The organism is Heyndrickxia sp. FSL W8-0496 (assembly GCF_038007825.1).
Classification (GTDB): Bacteria; Bacillota; Bacilli; order Bacillales; family Bacillaceae_C; genus Heyndrickxia; species Heyndrickxia oleronia.
The window spans coordinates 3,194,341-3,212,020 of the sequence record NZ_JBBOXX010000001.1; the positions used below are offsets into that span (position 1 = coordinate 3,194,341).

The window sequence follows — 17,680 nt, forward strand, 5'->3', positions numbered from 1 at the left end:
ATTATTCATTAAATGGTATAGCCCTAATTACTCACACCTTATGTTGCATACAAGTACGAATTCTTTTTTTCATTCAAGCTAGGATAATTAATGATTAAATTTTCGTACTCAAAACTGTTTCGTAAAATCAAGTGTTCATCTTAACGTTGATTAATTTATTTGTCAACACAAATGGATTGTTATAAAAAAACAGTTACAATGGAGCTAGAAATCGTTTTCAACTTTTTATTTCTTTATTTTGTAATTATATTAATACAATTAAACATAAATGTATCTGTTGGAAAATGTATAACAGATTTTTCAAAATTGCAACCTTTTTAAGCTAAAATAGGTAATTATTTTAAAAAACTATGTTTTACCCAAGGAATTTTAAACGTACTTTTTATTCCTAAAACTACTATTATAATAATTACTCCTATCAAAACATTTTATTAATATAGGACTCTTATCCCGCTTTTTTAGTCTAATATATTTCTTCCAAAATATCATCACCCGTTAAAACAAGTTTAGCTCCCTGTTGTATGAGAAAATTGGTACCTTTTGATAACGGGTCTACGACACTTCCAGGAATAGCAAAAACCTCTCTATTCTCTTGGAGTGCAAAATCAGCCGTTATTAATGAACCGCTTTTTTCTTCTGCTTGAATGACAACAATTCCTTTCGACAATCCACTAATAATTCTATTTCTCATTGGAAAATGCCATCTCTGTGGTTTTGTATTTGGAGGATATTCAGACAAAAGAAGGTGTTCCTTTTTCATATTCTCTGCAAGGCGTCTGTTTTCCTGCGGATATATATGAAAAAAACCACTTCCAAGAACACAAATTGTTTTTCCTCCATGCAAAATGGTCATTTCATGTGCCATCGTATCAATCCCTTTTGCTAATCCACTGATGATTGTGATCTTTTTCTTAATAAGAGCCGGAAGAATTTGTTCAATCGCTTTTCTACCATATATATTGCCTTTTCTAGAGCCAACAATAGCAACGCAAGGTGAATTCAAGAGTGAGACATTGCCGATCGCATACAGGGCAAGAGGAGGGTTATAGCATTGCTTTAATAAGTAGGGGTAATCAGGGTCAAAAACAGTTAAGCAGTATATATGATGTTTTTGATAGTTGAATAATATTTGATCAATTTTCAGATGATGTAGATCATAATAAAATTTTGAGAAGTGTTCAGGAGAAGAATGAATGATTGATTTCAACTTGGATGGAGGTGTCTTATATAGATTTTTTAGAGTAGGATCAGATTGGATGATTTTAATAATACCTTTAGAATTAATTCCCCTACAGTGATGGAGATGAATGATCCTTTTTTTAAACGCTTTCACATGATTCCTCCTTTATATAAGTTTAACAAATAGAGGATGACAAAAGACATCCTCTATTTGCTTTAAAACTTTTAACCTAGTGAGTTTTACATTTTTCATAAAGTCCTTTTTCTTTAAGAACTTCAATTAAAGTTTCACCCATTACAGAAGGTGTTGCAGCTACTTTAATGCCACATTCGTTCATGACACGAATTTTTTCAGCAGCAGTACCCTTACCACCAGAAATAATTGCACCAGCGTGGCCCATACGTTTTCCTGGAGGTGCAGTTACTCCACCTATAAAGCCTACAACAGGTTTAGTCATATTGGCTTTCACCCAAATAGCAGCTTCTTCCTCAGCTGTACCGCCAATTTCACCAATCATTATTACAGCTTCTGTTTCTGGATCTTCATTAAACGCTTTTAATACATCGATAAAGTCTGTACCATTTACAGGATCTCCACCAATCCCAACTGCAGTAGTTTGTCCAATACCAGCTTGAGATAATTGATGTACAGCTTCATATGTTAATGTTCCAGAGCGGGATACTACTCCGACATGACCTTTTGTATGAATATAACCCGGCATTATACCAATCTTACATTCTTCAGGTGTAATCACTCCTGGGCAGTTAGGACCAACTAAACGAGTCTTTTTGCCTTCCATATAGCGTTTTACCTTTACCATATCCAATACTGGAATATGCTCTGTAATACAAATAGCTAAATCTAATTCAGCATCAACCGCTTCCAAAATTGCGTCTGCAGCAAAAGGAGCAGGAACATAGATAACAGATGCATTTGCACCAGTTGCTTTAACAGCTTCAGAAACTGTATTAAATACTGGTACTCCTTCCACTTCTGTTCCACCCTTACCAGGTGATGTTCCACCTACGATTTTTGTACCGTATTCAAGCATTTGTTTTGTATGGAAAAGAGCTGTTTTACCAGTAATACCTTGAACGATTACTTTTGTATCTTTATTAACAAATACGCTCACAACATTCCCCTGCCTTTCTTAAATATTAGCCTACTAATTCTACGATTTTTTGTGCTCCGTCTGCCATTGACTCAGCAGCAACGATATTAAGTCCAGATTCATTTAAAATCTTCTTACCTAATTCCACATTTGTTCCTTCTAAACGAACAACTAAAGGCAATTCAAGTCCAACTTGTTTTGTAGCCTCCACAACACCTTCTGCGATAATATCGCATTTCATAATACCACCGAAGATATTAACGAAGATACCCTTTACATTTTTATCGGAAAGAATGATTTTGAATGCTTCTGTTACTTTTTCTGCAGTCGCGCCGCCCCCAACATCAAGGAAGTTGGCTGGATCTCCACCATAATGCTTGATAATATCCATTGTCGCCATTGCAAGACCTGCACCGTTTACCATACATCCAATTTTTCCATCTAACGCAATATAGCTAAGATCGTACTTAGAAGCTTCGATTTCCTTTGGATCTTCTTCTTCTAAATCGCGATATTCAACGATATCTTTTTGACGGTATAACGCATTTGAATCAAAGTTTAATTTTGCATCAAGTGCCATGACATTACCGTCACCAGTAACTACAAGTGGGTTGATTTCTGCAATTGAACAATCTTTTTCAACATATGCAGTATATAGACCCATCATGAATTTCACTGCTTTGTTTACTAGAGCTGCAGGAATATTGATATTGAATGCAATACGACGAGCTTGGAATGCTGTTAAACCAACAACTGGGTCAATTGTTTCCTTGAAGATTTTTTCAGGTGTCTTTTCAGCAACCTCTTCAATTTCAGTACCGCCTTCTTCAGATGCCATTAAGACAACACGTGAAGTAGCACGATCTAATACAAGTCCAACGTAATATTCTTTTTGAATATCACAACCTTCTTCAATAAGAAGGCGCTTAACTTCTTTACCTTCTGGACCTGTTTGGTGTGTAACTAAAGTTTTTCCTAAAATTTCGTTCGCATATGTACGGACTTCATCCAAGTTTTTAGCGACTTTAACACCGCCAGCTTTACCACGACCACCAGCATGAATTTGAGCCTTAACAACACAAACATCTGTACCTAGTTCTTTCGCAGCTTCTACCGCTTCTTCAACAGTGAAGGCTACTTTCCCATTTGGTACAGCTACCCCGTATTTTCTGAGGATTTCTTTACCTTGATACTCATGGATATTCATTTTCCATCCTCCTATCAAACTATACAAAAAATAAACTGCGCTTCCATTGTATTAAATGGATGAAAATATGTCTAGCCTTCTGAGCCTAATTCAAGCACATTTCGGCATTATTTTTAATCAATTGTTTGTTTTGACCTAATTATTTCAATATTGAGTGAATTAGTTTGATTCCTTTTTCTCACGATCTAGACGATAAATAAATGCAAATACTTCGGCAACCGCTTCATATAATTCTTCTGGGATACTTTCATTAATATTTAATTGACCCAGTAATTCTACTAAGTTACGATCCTCTTGAATAGGGATTTGTTTTTCCTTCGCAGTATCGATAATTTGATCAGCAATGAGCCCCTTTCCTTTTGCAATTACGGTTGGTGCTTTTTGCTTATCTGACTGATATTGCAGTGCGATTGCTTGCTTTCTTTCATCATTTTGCTTCATATTCGTATATCAACCCCCGAATATTGTGAATGAGCCTTTTGTATGTTTGAACGTTCCATTCCACCATTCCCTTTATTAGGTTGGTCAAATTGTATGGCCGAAAGTGTATAATTAATTTCCATTAATGCTTGTTTTAAAGGAGGAATAAATTTTTGCGATAACTCTGGAAGATATTCACCTTCATTTATTATTTTTATCGTGATCACACGATTTTGCACCTTCATATCTACTATTGTTTCTTTTAAATGCTCTAACTCTAAATAAAAAAGGATCTTACAATAGTTTGCATCAATTTTTCCATCCTCTTTGCTTTTCCCGGACCATTGCATGGTGACTTCTGTTTGATAACCAAATAATTGAATCGGGAGCTGATAAACAATATTAGTTATCGGATTATTTGGATTGGATAATAATAGTTGACCATTCATTTTATTTACCAATTGTTCAGCAAGCTCCTTAGATTCCAGCGGATGGTTGGTCTCTTGTAAATATTTAACTAGTAGCGGCTTTAATATATTATCAGTTTGGTTTAATTCTGCATTACCTTTAAGCATATCAGCTTCGTAATTTATTCCTAGTTTTTTAGTTACTGTCTTGAATAATTCCAGAATGTCCTTACCTTTTACAGATTCCTTTACTTCAGTTTCTACTTGTTTTAAAAAATGTTGGTCTTCCATAGAAAGAGCTAATCTTTCATTTTTGAATGGCTCGACACGATTTGTATACTGGGATTCTTTTCTATTTACTTTTACCATTTCTGGAATGAAAGTTGTTGCTCTATTATTTTCTGTACTTTCATCGGTTAGGTAATTCTCAAGAATTTGAACACTTTTATTCATCTGATCATATGATTTTTCTTTCAAATTGGTTAAATGCTGTACAAGCTCGTTATATTTATTTGTTGCTTCGACTTCATTAGCTTTAATATTCGATTGATTAACAACATTTCCGTTTGTTAACATCGTTTGTTTTTCTATATTCGTATTGTTAATCATTCCTAATTTTTCTAATAAATTTATTGCTTTTATTTTGTTTGGATCAGTTTCCTGAATTGCTTTGTCAATTATGGAAAGTAAAACTTTCTTAGCAATTGGAATATCCTGCTGTACAACATTCCTTATCATTGAAAGCAATGATTGATTAGTTTTACTAGTAGGTTCCAGTTGTAGTTGCTTTTCAAATAATTGCAATGTATCGTGAATGCTTTTTTGCGGCTTGACAGTTTCTAGAACAGATTGAAAAATCGTTTCTGCTAATGGAAATTTATTTTTAAACATTACTTGAAGCGTGTTAAAGCTGTCTTGTGAATTTCCTTTATTTTCAAGCCATTGGGCAATTTTTACGATCGCATCTTTTGTCAATGGAATTTGTTCTTTAGATAAAAATGCAAGAAGTTCGTTATTCACTTTATTATTCGGGAGTGAAAGTTGGTTTAATAACATGGAGTTTGCATTATTTTCCTTCGAGTAGGAAGAGAGCATTTTAAGGATTGTTTCCCCTTCTCGTGAAAGAACTTGAAACCAATATTGATTGCCATTTATTAAGGGGACTTCAAGCTTTGCAATTATATTTTGCTGCCCTACTTGGACGAGAGCTGTTTGATTCGGAAATATTTTCTTTATATCACCTAAAAAAATTTGTCCAGACCGAAATTCGAAGCGTGGCTGAATGGTTTTTATATCTAGTTTTGCTAATGATTGAAGCGTTAGTGGCAGCATTGTTTCCCCTTTCCTCCAATACGTTTAATGGATTTACTGTTTATTTAATTTCCTAAAAAGCTATACCTATTAGTAAAATCTCAAACTGTCGTGTCTAGTTTTATTGCAAATATATCATTCATGCTTAAATTTTTTATTATATTTTACTAAAGTGATGAGTGGCCACACATATTGATAACTATGGTAATGAATATAGAACTGACCACCTAAACCTTGTCCCACAGGATAAGCATTATCCCTCTCTTTAATATCGGCTTCCTTGATTAAAAAGTTTATCCCCTTTCGAATCTGTGGTGTTTCCTTATCAGATATCGTGATTAATGCATCTAATGCCCATGCTGTGTGTGTCAATGTACTCTTCTTGAGCGCTACATATTTTTTGGCGATATCACTCCGACAAGATTCACCCCAGCCACCATCATCATTTTGTATAAGAGTTAACCAATTTTTTGCTCTAACGATTGCTGGATGATCCGAACCAATATTAACTGCCAGTAAGCCCAAAACTGCGGTCCAAGTTCCATAAATAAAGTATATTCCCCATCTGCTGTCCCAAGATCCCTCTTTGTTCTGACGCGTAAATAACCATTTCGTCGCTTTTTTTATTTGAGGATGATCCTTGCGAATATCTGTGTACATTCCTAAAAATTCCAAGGTTCGTCCAGTTAGGTCTGTTGATGAGGCATCCAATAATAGTCCCTCACCATAAGGTAAAAAATTCAACAGTGGATTATCCACATTTCTTTCAAATGAAGCCCAACCGCCATCATCATTTTGCATGGATAAAATCCACTGAATCCCGCGATTCCAGGATTGCTGGTATATTGGTTGAATATGGATCAATCTAGAAAGTGAACGAAGAGAAGCAGATGTATCATCTATATCTGGATTGATCGTATTAATATTTGAAAACCCCCACCCACCAGGTAAAGTCCCAGGAGAATGAATCTTCCAATCACCAAATTTATTATGCTGTCTTTTTAGTAGATACTCCGTTGCTTTAATAATGGTGGGATGGGATGTCGGGACACCTGCATTTTGAATGGCATCTGAAAGTAAAGAGGTGTTCCAGACATTTGCCGTTGTATATTGACAATGATAATTTCCATTTATTACACATATCATTGATTTCAATCCTGAAATCGCTTTTATAATTTTGGGATCATTTTTACTTTTTCCCCTTGCCAAAAATGCATATATCATGTAGAAAGTAGCACTAAAATAACTATATAATGTACCATCCGCTTCCGTATGCTGAATCATATAATCTTCCAAATACTCAATAGCTTTTCCATGGAGATCATTGTGCCATTCCTCAATTTCTTTTATTCCATGTTCAATAAAATCGATAATTGAGCGAGTTTCTTCCATTTCTTCTTCCTTCCTATTTTTATTTTCCCCAATAAAAAGATCATTTAAGTTTGGTGAAGATAAAGGCTTTATAACAAATTTAGAATCAGCAAGAATTAGTAATGGGGCAATATTAGCCCTCCCAAATACGGAAATATCAAAAAAATTCACTGGAAAGCTTTTAGGAAGTAATACAGCTTCAACAGGAATTGGAAAAAGTACTTCCCACTCCTTTTGTCCAGTGAGAGATAATAACACATTTGTGAACATATTTACAGATTCAATACCACCATTTTCAATAATGAATTTTTTTGCTTGTAGTAGCTTTGGATTATCTCTATCTACGTATCCTGATATTTGTAACGCATAATAGGAACTTACTGTCAGTGATATATTTCCTCTTTCCTCATCCAAAAATAATCTCCATGCTCCATCTTCATATTGTTCATTCAAAATCCTTCTTGCTAAGCTTTTTATGAGGTCTTCATCTTCCTCTAATTGAAGTGTTCTTAATAAAATAATCATACAGCAATCTGTAAGAATCCCTGTTTCAAAGGGATACTTCCATGAGCCATCCTCTGCTTGTTCAGTAATTAATTTGTTAATTATATCATTAATCTGTCCTTCTACATTAACACCCAAATCATATCACTCCTCATTTTTTCAAATGCTTTATGATTAATTTCTATTCAAACGAATGTAATAATTGCCTAAAGAAATACTATTTAAAGCACGAAAATAAATGGTTAATTAGTTTAAGAAATAGAGTCATCTTTTTTGCATTTTGATCATGACTAACTCATAATGTTTTTAAAGGAGTGAGCGTTAATGAACAATTTTACATATTGGAATCCAACAAAATTAATTTTTGGTAAAGACCAATTAGAACAGCTAAAAACAGAAGTACCCCAATACGGAAAGAATATTCTACTTGTTTATGGCGGTGGCAGTATTAAAAGAAGTGGCTTATACGAACAAGTGATCAATATTTTAAAAAGTTTAAATGCAAACATACATGAATTATCAGGTGTAGAACCAAATCCTCGCATTTCAACTGTTAGAAAAGGAATAGATATTTGTAAAAAAGAACAAATTGATTTCATCCTTGCAGTTGGTGGTGGGAGTGTCATTGATTGCACAAAGGCCATTGCTGCTGGAGCAAAATATGATGGTGATGCATGGGATTTAGTTACAAAAAAAGCATTTGCTACAGACGCTCTTCCCTTTGGCACTGTTCTTACCCTTGCTGCAACTGGGTCTGAGATGAATTCTGGTTCTGTTATTACCAACTGGGAAACAAATGAAAAATATGGTTGGGGAAGTCCATTTACTTTCCCGAAATTTTCTATCCTTGACCCCGTTAATACATTTACAGTGCCTAAGGATCAAACGGTATATGGGATGGTCGATATGATGTCACACGTTTTTGAGCATTATTTCCATTTAACAGAAAATACTTTAATGCAAGATCGTATGTGTGAATCTTTATTATTGACTGTTATGGAAACTGCACCAAAGCTTATCAATGATTTAGAGAATTATGAATATCGTTCAACTATATTGTACAATGGGACAATGGCATTGAATGGTATGCTTTCTATGGGATTTAGAGGAGATTGGGCTACACATAATATTGAGCATGCGGTATCTGCCGTTTATGATATTCCCCATGGTGGTGGTCTAGCAATTCTATTTCCAAATTGGATGAAGCATAACTTAAAGGTGAAACCTTCTCGCTTTAAACAGTTAGCTGTTCGTGTATTTGGTGTTGATCCTGAAGGAAAAACAGACGAAGAAATTGGACTGGAAGGGATTGAAAAGCTTCGTGCATTCTGGAATAGCATAGGTGCACCATCAAGACTAGCTGATTATGGGATTGATGACAGTAAATTAGATATTATGGCTGATAAAGCAATGGCTAATGGGGAGTTCGGAAACTTTAAAAAGTTAAATCGGGATGATGTATTAGAAATTTATCGGTTATCACTATAATTTAAATAGGCTGACACCATGTCAGCCTATTTTCATGAATTTTTAATGGGAGCAAATGTTTTACGGTGAATGGGACAAGGCCCATATTTTTTAATCGCTAATAAATGTTCTTTCGTACCATATCCCATATGTTGCTCAAATTTGTATTCCGGATATGTAATACTATATTTTTTCATTAGATTATCCCTTGTTACTTTCGCAACAATTGATGCTGCAGCAATGGATACACTTAATGCGTCACCCTTAATAATCGATTGCTGTGGATAAGGAATATTTAGTTTCATCGCATCAATTAAACAATAATCAGGACGGATTGATAAGTTAGTGATCGCTTCTAACATCGCTTTTTTTGTTGCCTCATAAATATTTAATTGATCAATTTCTTCTGCAGTTATTAATCCAATACCTACAGAAATGGCGTTTTCAACAATATAATGATAATATTCTTCACGCTTTTTTTCCGATAGCTGCTTTGAATCATTAATACCAAGTAATTTAAAGCCTTTAGGTAGAATAACTGCAGCTGCCACTACAGGTCCTGCTAGTGGACCTCTACCGACTTCATCAATCCCAACTATGTACTCAAAACCCTGCCTCGCAAGTTCATCTTCATATTTCATCATTTCGTTAAATTTTTCATGTTGAACCTTAATATTTTCTTGCTCTTTATACCAATTTTGTAAGAGCTTTTGTACCCCTTTCCGTTCATCTAGTTCAAGTTGTTGAATAAACGGATCATCTAGGGTTTCAACTGTTTTTAGTGCTTCTTTTATATCTTTAATTGTGTTTGATTTCATCTGTATCCTCACTACTACTTTGAATGCAAATAGATCGTCAAATAGGGAAATTACACATGTCCCTTATTATTCAATCCTCTTCAGCTTGATCTTCTGGTAAATCAAATGATATGCTACCTAATTTTTCAGAGCGAATATCCCTAATGATGGTTTCAGCTGTTTTATCATAGTCTACTTCACCTTTTGACATTAAACATCCCCTTAATGTCCCTATATGGTTAAACAGAGGCAAAATATCGTTAGGGATCTCCGATAGCTCATATCTTTCCATTAATCGATTCGGATAATGGTTTTCAAGAAAACGTAAAGCATATACAGCAATATCTTGTAAATTTAATATCGTATCTTTAATTGCACCTGTCAATGCTAATTTATAACCAACCTCTTGATCCTCAAATTTTGGCCAGAGAATCCCAGGGGTATCGAGAAGCTCTAGTTCCTTTCCCACCTTAATCCATTGCTGTGATTTAGTAATTCCAGGCATATTACCAGTTTTCGCAATATTCTTTTTCGCAAGACGATTAATCAAGGTAGACTTACCGACATTAGGAATGCCAATAATCATTGCTCTGATTGCTCTCGGCTTCATTCCTTTTGCTCTCATACGGTCAAATTTCGGCTTAAGTATTTCCTGTGCAGCATTAACAATCTGGTGCAAGCCACTGCCAGCTTGTGAGTTTATCGCTAATGCCTTTTTATCGTTTTGTTCATAGTATTTTAACCAACTATTTGTGATCTCTCTATCTGCCATATCTGCTTTATTTAATAATATTAAGCGTGGCTTCTGTTGAATGATTTCTTCTAGCATTGGATTGGCTGATGAAACAGGAATCCTTGCATCAACCAATTCAAAAATAATATCTACTAATTTAAGTTTTTCTGTTACTTCCCTTCGAGCTTTCGCCATATGCCCTGGAAACCATTGTATCGTCATCCTATGCGCTCAACTCCAACTATTATTTATGTCATATTTTTATGTAATTACTTTACAATCCTAATATCAGAAATTGGCCACCATATTAATTTCGTATCACCAATTACTTTTTTTATTGGGATTGTTCCAATACTTCGACTATCCTTACTACCTCGACGATTATCCCCCATTACAAAAATTTCACCTTCTGGGACAGTATCTCTGCCAATATAGTCCCTCAACGTAAAATCTTCTGTTAATGTACCAACCGCGATTTCTTTCTTTGCCTCATCTAGATAAGGTTCTTTATAGGCTTTACCATTTATGTAAAGAATATCATCTTTATATTCAATTCTGTCCCCAGGTAAACCAATCACTCGTTTAATATAATCCTTCTTTTCTGGTGCATGGAAAACGATGATATCAAAACGATCGGGCTTTCCAAATCGATTAACAATCATGCGATCTCCATTATGTAGTGTAGGCATCATCGATGACCCATCAACAACAATTGGTGCAAATAAAAAATAACGAATAATAACTGCAAGAAGAACCGCAATTAGTAAAGCTTTTGTCCATTCCCATAATTCGTTTTTTTGTTTTGACATTATCCCGCCACCTTTGTTAAATTGCCAAGTATTATTATAAATATATCAGCTTCATCCAAAAAAGTGAAAGATTAAATTAAGATCATGATTTTATTTATCATTAATATTTCTTTAGAAAAATATATCAATAAAAGTCGAAAAGGAGCTTGATAACCAAGCTCCTTTTGTCTTTGAATCGTAGCTATCTTAATATTCTTTAAGAAATAGAATAGCTTCTTTTCATTATTAACGAATTTCTTTAATACGAGCGGCTTTACCACGTAAATTACGTAGGTAGTAAAGTTTCGCACGGCGAACTTTACCGCGACGCACTACTTCAAACTTCGCAATCTTAGGAGTGTGAACAGGGAAAGTACGTTCTACACCAACACCATAAGAAATTTTACGAACTGTGAAAGTTTCGCTGATTCCACCACCACGGCGTTTAATTACAACACCTTCGAATAACTGGATACGTTCGCGAGTTCCCTCGATAACTTTAACGTGAACACGTACAGTATCACCAGGACGGAACGCTGGAATATCAGAGCGAAGTTGATCTTTTGTGATTTCTTCAATAATTTTGTGCATCGAATTCAACTCCTTCCAACAGATGCTCATACAAATCCTTTATTGCAGCGGAACATCGTTTTCATATGATTTATGCGTTCATAAATCACAAGAAATATCTTACCATATCACTAGTTGTATTGCAATAACAACTTTTATTTGTTTTCTTTATGTTCTTTTTTCCAATCGTTGATCCATTGTTTATGTTTGTCAGTTAGAGGGTAATTTTCAAGAAGATCTGGTCTTCTTTGCAGTGTTCTTAATATCGATTCTTTTTCGCGCCATTCGTCAATATTCTTATGATTTCCGGAAGTCAGGACATCTGGAACTGTCATCCCTCTAAAATTAGCAGGTCTCGTATACTGTGGATGTTCAAGTAACCCTGAAGAAAAGGAGTCCAAAATAGGAGAATCCTCATTACCTAATACTCCAGGAAGAAGTCGAACAACGCTATCTATGACAACCATTGCTCCAAGCTCTCCTCCAGTTAGAACATAATCACCGATGGATATTTCATCCGTCACAACATGTTCACGTATACGTTCGTCATATCCTTCATAATGACCACAGATAAAAATAAGATGTTGTTCTTGAGCTAATTCTTCCGAAACTTTTTGAGTTAAAACCTTTCCTTGTGGACAAAGGAGTATGACCCTAGGCTTCGTATGTTCATTCGATTTCGTTAAATGATCAACTGCATCAAAGATAGGCTGTGGTTTTAAAACCATGCCAGCTCCTCCCCCATAGGGGTAATCATCAACAGTTTGATGTTTATTATCAGCATAATCCCGAAAGTTGACTACATTATACTCTACGACATTTTTTTCTGCTGCTTTTTTCAAGATGGACGAACCAAATACACCCGTAAACATTTCTGGAAATAATGATAGTACATCTATTTTCATGATAATAAACCTTCCATTAATTCAATCGTAATTGATTTATCTTTTACATTTACAGACTTTACGACATCATCAATATAAGGAATTAAATATTCCTTACCATTTCCCCCTTTAACTACCCAAACATCATTCGCACCAGGTGTTAATATTTCTTTTACGATTCCAATTTCTTCACCATCTGTTGAAAAGACTTTACACCCGACAATTTCATGAAAATAAAATTCACCTTCGTCTAAACTTGTCAATTGTTCTTCAGAAATTTTTAAAATTCCATTTTTCCATGGTTCCACTTCATTAATATTATTGTATCCTTCAAAAGTAAGTAAATCGAAGTTTTTATGTGTACGATGAGTTTTTACTGTTAACTGAATCGGGGTATGATCATTAAGAAAAAGGTATAAAATATTTCCCTTTTTATATCGCTCTTCTGCGAAATCAGTCTTAGAAATAACCCTTACTTCTCCACCAAGACCATGGGTATTCACAATTTTTCCTACATTAAACCATTTAGTCATTTAAATCCACCTCTAACGTATTTCTATGATGATCCCATCTTTTACAATGATCATTTGTTCTTTTGTGATTTGATCCCAGCTGTCACCAACATTGACATCAACAAGAGCCTGTACTTCCTTCTCTTTGATTTCACTTCCTAATGGCAATAAGTTAAGCTGTTCAATTTGAAAATCAATTAATTTTATTTTTTCCTTCCGCCCATTAATTTCTTTCTCAAAATGTGATTTTAAACTAGCTGAAGGAAATTTCTTTGTTCTATCAAGTTTTTTTAATTCAAACCTTAATTGATCACATTCTTTTTGCAACATCATTTTTTTTTGATAATAGGATTGATGGAGTTCCTTTTTACTTTGTTCTGTTAATACCTGCTTTACCGTAACTGTTTGTAACAGCTGCATTTTTTACCTCCTTATATTTTACTGATTGATCTATTTAAAAACCTATTTAATGAAATAAAATAATAATAAGGAGTATGTGTGAGGTTTATGTACGATATTTATTTATTTATTATACAGAAGGCTCTTTTCTCAAACAATATCGCTTTAACTTTAAAAATAAGGTAACAACGACAAATTCCTTATTCCACTGAGAAAAGAGCGGAAGTCTTCTTAAGTACGCCGAGCCCTTGCTTAAGTTGTAAAAGCCGAGGTAGGGCTTTTACTAAAACTAGACAAAAACAGTCATACAGAAAAAGGGAGGTATTAAACCTCCCTTTTTCTGAACATTCATTAACAATGTTCATTCGACAATTTCCAAATAAATTTTCTTATGTTGTTTGGATCCTGCTGCAGCATAGACAACAGTTCGAATGGCTTTCGCAACACGCCCTTTTTTTCCTATGATCTTACCGATATCTGCTTTATTAACAGATAGTTGATAAGAAATATGATGATCTTCTTCAACTTCATGAACCGAAACATCCTCAGGAAAATCAACAAGGGGCTTAACAATCGTTAAGATTAGCTCGTGCATCGAAATCACGCTTATTTGCTATATTTCGCGTTGTGGAATTTTTCCATGATGCCTTGTTTTGAGAATAAGTTACGAACTGTGTCAGATGGCTTTGCACCATTTTGTAACCATTTTAATGCTAATTCTTCATTGATTTTCACTTCTGCTGGTTGTGAAACTGGGTTGTAAGTACCAACTGTTTCAATAAAGCGACCATCACGTGGTGAACGAGAATCAGCTACAACAATACGATAGAAAGGAGATTTTTTTGCTCCCATACGTTTTAAACGAATTTTTACTGCCATTTTAAATAGCACCTCCGAATAGTTTTACACAAGATAGTATATTATCAAATAAATACTTAGTTTGTAAAGTGTTTTTTCTTAACACTTATGATTATATCAAAAATGATGGACAAAATCATTACAAATTCGCTTTTTTTATATAAAAATAGCTTCTGCACTTGTCACTTAATCCCAGTGAGCTCAAGGCATATTGATATCAACCTACATAAAAGGAAATTTAAAGCCTTTTCGTTTACCCTTTTGCATGCCGGTCATTTGTTTCATCATTTTTTTCATGTCTTCAAATTGCTTTAACAGACGGTTCACTTCCTGTACAGAAGTTCCACTGCCTTTTGCAATTCTTTTCTTTCTACTGGCATTCATAATCTCAGGATTGATTTTTTCTTGTTTTGTCATCGATTGAATAATAGCTTCAACATGACTTATTTGTTTTTCATCAATTTGAAGATTCCCCATGCCTTTAATTTTATTTGCCCCTGGCATCATTTTTAACAACTCATCAAGGGGACCCATTTTTCGAACTTGCCCTAATTGATCAAGAAAATCATCAAATGTGAAATTCATTGTTCGTAACTTTTGTTCAAGTTCCTTTGCCTTCTCTTCATCTACATTAGCCTGTGCTTTTTCAATAAGTGAAAGCATGTCTCCCATACCTAAAATACGAGAGGCCATTCGTTCAGGGTGGAATGCTTCTAAAGCATCCAATTTTTCACCCATACCGACAAACTTTATAGGTTTTTCCGTAACAGCACGTATAGAAAGTGCAGCACCACCACGGGTATCACCATCAAGCTTAGTGAGAACGACACCGGTAATTCCTAATTGTTCATTAAAGCTATCGGCAACATTTACGGCATCTTGCCCAGTCATGGAATCAACTACTAGAAAAATTTCATCAGGATTAGATAATTCTTTAATTTCCTTTAACTCCTGCATCAATTCTCCATCAATATGCAAACGACCTGCGGTATCTATTAATACATAATCATTATGATCTTCTTTCGCTTTTTCGATCGCTTGTTTCGCAATTTCAATTGGACTTACTTGATCTCCTAAAGAAAAAACGGGCATATTTAGTTGTTTTCCAAGTGTTTCAAGCTGTTTAATAGCGGCTGGACGGTAAATGTCAGCAGCAACTAACAACGGATTACGATTATACTTTTTGCGTAGAAGATTTGCTAATTTACCAGTTGTCGTCGTTTTACCTGCTCCTTGTAGCCCAACCATCATTATGATCGTAGGTGGTCGTTTCGAAACAGCAATTTGGCTTTGCTCCCCACCCATTAAGTTCGTTAATTCTTCCTTAACAACCTTAATGACTTGCTGTCCAGGAGTTAAGCTTTTCATAACTTCCTGTCCAACAGCGCGTTCACTAACCTTTTTGATAAAATCCTTAACAACCTTGAAGTTAACGTCAGCCTCTAACAATGCTAGACGTACTTCACGCATCATTTCTTTTACATCGCTCTCCGATACTTTCCCTTTGCCGCGAATTTTCTGTATTGTGTTTTGAAGTCGGTCGGCTAGTCCTTCAAATGCCATTCATCCCGCCTCCTAGTCTAATTTCTCAAGCGCTTCAATAAGTGTCGAAATTTCTTCCTTCGAAGTAGTTTCAATAGCTTTTTTCAATTTTTCAAGAATTAAATTTCTCTCTTGAAATTTTTGGAATAACAAAAGCTTCTTCTCATATTCCTCAAGCATTGCTTCTGTACGCTTAATATTATCAAACACTGCTTGTCTGCTTACTTCATATTCTTCAGCAATTTCTCCGAGAGAAAAATCATCCAAGTAGTAGAGGGACATATAGCTACGTTGCTTTGGAGTTAACAACGATTGATAAAAATCATACAAATAATTCATTCTCGTTGTTTTCTCTAGCATAACCTTCCCCTCCCTTGTTAAGTGAAAAACCTTTACATATGAAGAATACACAGTTTTCATTCTTTTGTCAAGCAAACGAAAGAAATGCCTGGGGTTAACTGAAAAGAAGAACTATGGATAGACAAAAGAGCTGTGTATTAATGGGTCATCCCATCATACTTTGATCTATTCATATTGCGAAGGCTCGTCATTTCCTAGACAACTAAAGAGGGCTGTCTAGCCAATAACTTGTCAGACAGCCCATCTTTAATTATTCTTCTACTTCTGTTTCTTCAATAACCGTTGAGAACAAACCGTACACGTATTTTTCAGCGTCAAATTCTTGAAGATCATCCAATTTTTCACCGAGACCAACAAACTTGACTGGAATATGGAGTTCATTGCGAATGGCAAGAACAATCCCACCCTTTGCAGTTCCATCTAATTTAGTTAATACGATTCCGGATACATCTGTTACTTCCTTAAAAGTTTTAGCTTGAAGCATTGCATTTTGTCCTGTTGTCGCATCTAAAACAAGCAGAACCTCATGTGGTGCTCCTGGAATTTCTCTTTCAATTACCCGCTTTACTTTTTCTAATTCATTCATTAGATTTACTTTATTTTGCAAGCGGCCTGCTGTATCACATAATAATATATCTGCTTTCCGGGCTTTGGCAGCTTGTACAGCATCAAACATAACTGCGGCAGGATCGGAGCCTTCTCCTTGTTTAATTACATCGACTCCCACACGATCTCCCCAAACCTCTAATTGATCAATTGCGCCTGCTCGGAAAGTATCACCTGCTGCTAATAACACTTTTTTCCCTTCACTTTTAAATTTATGTGCAAGCTTTCCAATAGTCGTTGTTTTTCCAACACCATTTACTCCAACAAATAAAATGACCGTTAATTGATCTTCTTGAATATTAATTGAATTTGGTGCATCTTCATTACCTTGATAAATTTCTACAAGTTTTTCGGATATAACAGATTGAACTTCCGCTGGATTTTGAATATTTTTCTTTTTTACTTCCATTTTTAAATCCTCAACAAGCTCCATTACAGTATTAAACCCTACATCTGCTTGTATAAGAATTTCTTCTAACTCTTCAAAAAAATCCTCGTCTACTTTACGATAACGTGCAACAAGATCATTCACCTTATTCGTAAAATTATCCCTCGTTTTCGTTAATCCCTGTTTAAATTTTTCAGTTACAGAATCTGTCGACTTTGTAAATTTATCCTTCAACTTTTTAAAAAAGCTCATATTTTTTCACTTC

The 17,680-nt window shown here is 34.8% G+C and carries 19 protein-coding genes; 1 reads left to right on the plus strand and 18 read right to left on the minus strand.

Going from position 1 to position 17,680, the window contains the following annotated elements; genetic code table 11:
• Positions 1-463: 463 nt before the first annotated feature.
• From dprA to NST63_RS16130, 6 genes are all read right to left on the minus strand, one after another.
• Positions 464-1,333, minus strand: a complete 870-nt coding sequence (gene dprA / locus NST63_RS16105; protein WP_212941872.1) for a DNA-processing protein DprA — start codon at positions 1,331-1,333, stop codon at positions 464-466.
• Between the two features lie 76 nt (positions 1,334-1,409).
• The gene (gene sucD / locus NST63_RS16110) at positions 1,410-2,312 is read right to left on the minus strand and encodes a succinate--CoA ligase subunit alpha (RefSeq protein ID WP_071976669.1); all 903 of its coding nucleotides are present in this window, start codon (positions 2,310-2,312) and stop codon (positions 1,410-1,412) included.
• A gap of 25 nt (positions 2,313-2,337) precedes the next feature.
• Positions 2,338-3,498 carry an ADP-forming succinate--CoA ligase subunit beta gene (gene sucC, locus NST63_RS16115; RefSeq protein WP_058002637.1) on the minus strand — a complete coding sequence of 387 codons (1,161 nt, stop codon included), beginning with the start codon at positions 3,496-3,498 and terminating at the stop codon, positions 2,338-2,340.
• 159 nt (positions 3,499-3,657) lie between these two features.
• Positions 3,658-3,939 (minus strand): EscU/YscU/HrcU family type III secretion system export apparatus switch protein, encoded by a 282-nt coding sequence (locus NST63_RS16120; protein ID WP_341042927.1) that lies wholly within the window; start codon positions 3,937-3,939, stop codon positions 3,658-3,660.
• Positions 3,936-5,657, minus strand: coding sequence for a hypothetical protein (locus tag NST63_RS16125; RefSeq protein WP_212941875.1), 1,722 nt, complete (start codon positions 5,655-5,657; stop codon positions 3,936-3,938). Before NST63_RS16125 ends, NST63_RS16120 begins: the two co-directional genes overlap by 4 nt.
• 114 nt (positions 5,658-5,771) lie before the next feature.
• Positions 5,772-7,649 carry a terpene cyclase/mutase family protein gene (locus tag NST63_RS16130; protein ID WP_212941877.1) on the minus strand — a complete coding sequence of 626 codons (1,878 nt, stop codon included), beginning with the start codon at positions 7,647-7,649 and terminating at the stop codon, positions 5,772-5,774.
• A 186-nt stretch (positions 7,650-7,835) separates the two neighbouring features.
• Here NST63_RS16130 and NST63_RS16135 point away from each other — a divergent pair, with 186 nt between their 5' ends.
• Positions 7,836-8,999, plus strand: a complete 1,164-nt coding sequence (locus tag NST63_RS16135; RefSeq protein ID WP_212941880.1) for an iron-containing alcohol dehydrogenase — start codon at positions 7,836-7,838, stop codon at positions 8,997-8,999.
• A gap of 32 nt (positions 9,000-9,031) precedes the next feature.
• Here NST63_RS16135 and NST63_RS16140 read toward each other — a convergent pair whose 3' ends face one another.
• The 12 genes from NST63_RS16140 to ftsY form a co-directional block, all read right to left on the minus strand.
• A complete protein-coding gene (locus tag NST63_RS16140; protein WP_058002632.1) occupies positions 9,032-9,796 on the minus strand; it encodes a ribonuclease HII in 765 nt (254 codons plus the stop codon).
• 70 nt (positions 9,797-9,866) lie between these two features.
• Complete coding sequence (gene ylqF / locus NST63_RS16145; RefSeq protein WP_058002631.1) at positions 9,867-10,730, minus strand: ribosome biogenesis GTPase YlqF; 864 nt, start codon at positions 10,728-10,730, stop codon at positions 9,867-9,869.
• Positions 10,731-10,777: 47 nt separating this feature from the next.
• Positions 10,778-11,317, minus strand: coding sequence for a signal peptidase I (gene lepB / locus NST63_RS16150; protein WP_058002630.1), 540 nt, complete (start codon positions 11,315-11,317; stop codon positions 10,778-10,780).
• A 225-nt stretch (positions 11,318-11,542) separates the two neighbouring features.
• Positions 11,543-11,887, minus strand: coding sequence for a 50S ribosomal protein L19 (gene rplS, locus NST63_RS16155; protein ID WP_058002629.1), 345 nt, complete (start codon positions 11,885-11,887; stop codon positions 11,543-11,545).
• Between the two features lie 134 nt (positions 11,888-12,021).
• The gene (trmD, locus tag NST63_RS16160; protein ID WP_058002628.1) at positions 12,022-12,771 is read right to left on the minus strand and encodes a tRNA (guanosine(37)-N1)-methyltransferase TrmD; all 750 of its coding nucleotides are present in this window, start codon (positions 12,769-12,771) and stop codon (positions 12,022-12,024) included.
• Entirely contained in the window at positions 12,768-13,283 is a 516-nt protein-coding gene (rimM, locus tag NST63_RS16165) for a ribosome maturation factor RimM (protein ID WP_058002627.1), read from the minus strand. The genes trmD and rimM overlap by 4 nt, the downstream gene beginning before the upstream one ends.
• 12 nt (positions 13,284-13,295) lie before the next feature.
• A complete protein-coding gene (locus NST63_RS16170; RefSeq protein ID WP_058002626.1) occupies positions 13,296-13,682 on the minus strand; it encodes a YlqD family protein in 387 nt (128 codons plus the stop codon).
• Between the two features lie 340 nt (positions 13,683-14,022).
• On the minus strand, positions 14,023-14,256 hold the full coding sequence (locus tag NST63_RS16175; RefSeq protein WP_058002624.1) for a KH domain-containing protein: 234 nt from the start codon (positions 14,254-14,256) through the stop codon (positions 14,023-14,025).
• Positions 14,257-14,267: 11 nt separating this feature from the next.
• A complete protein-coding gene (gene rpsP, locus NST63_RS16180) occupies positions 14,268-14,540 on the minus strand; it encodes a 30S ribosomal protein S16 (RefSeq protein WP_058002623.1) in 273 nt (90 codons plus the stop codon).
• Positions 14,541-14,741: 201 nt separating this feature from the next.
• Entirely contained in the window at positions 14,742-16,082 is a 1,341-nt protein-coding gene (gene ffh / locus NST63_RS16185) for a signal recognition particle protein (RefSeq protein WP_058002622.1), read from the minus strand.
• Positions 16,083-16,094: 12 nt separating this feature from the next.
• A complete protein-coding gene (locus NST63_RS16190; protein ID WP_058002621.1) occupies positions 16,095-16,421 on the minus strand; it encodes a putative DNA-binding protein in 327 nt (108 codons plus the stop codon).
• A gap of 250 nt (positions 16,422-16,671) precedes the next feature.
• Positions 16,672-17,667: a signal recognition particle-docking protein FtsY gene (gene ftsY / locus NST63_RS16195; RefSeq protein ID WP_341042938.1), complete on the minus strand. Its 996-nt coding sequence runs from the start codon at positions 17,665-17,667 to the stop codon at positions 16,672-16,674.
• Positions 17,668-17,680 lie beyond the last annotated feature (13 nt).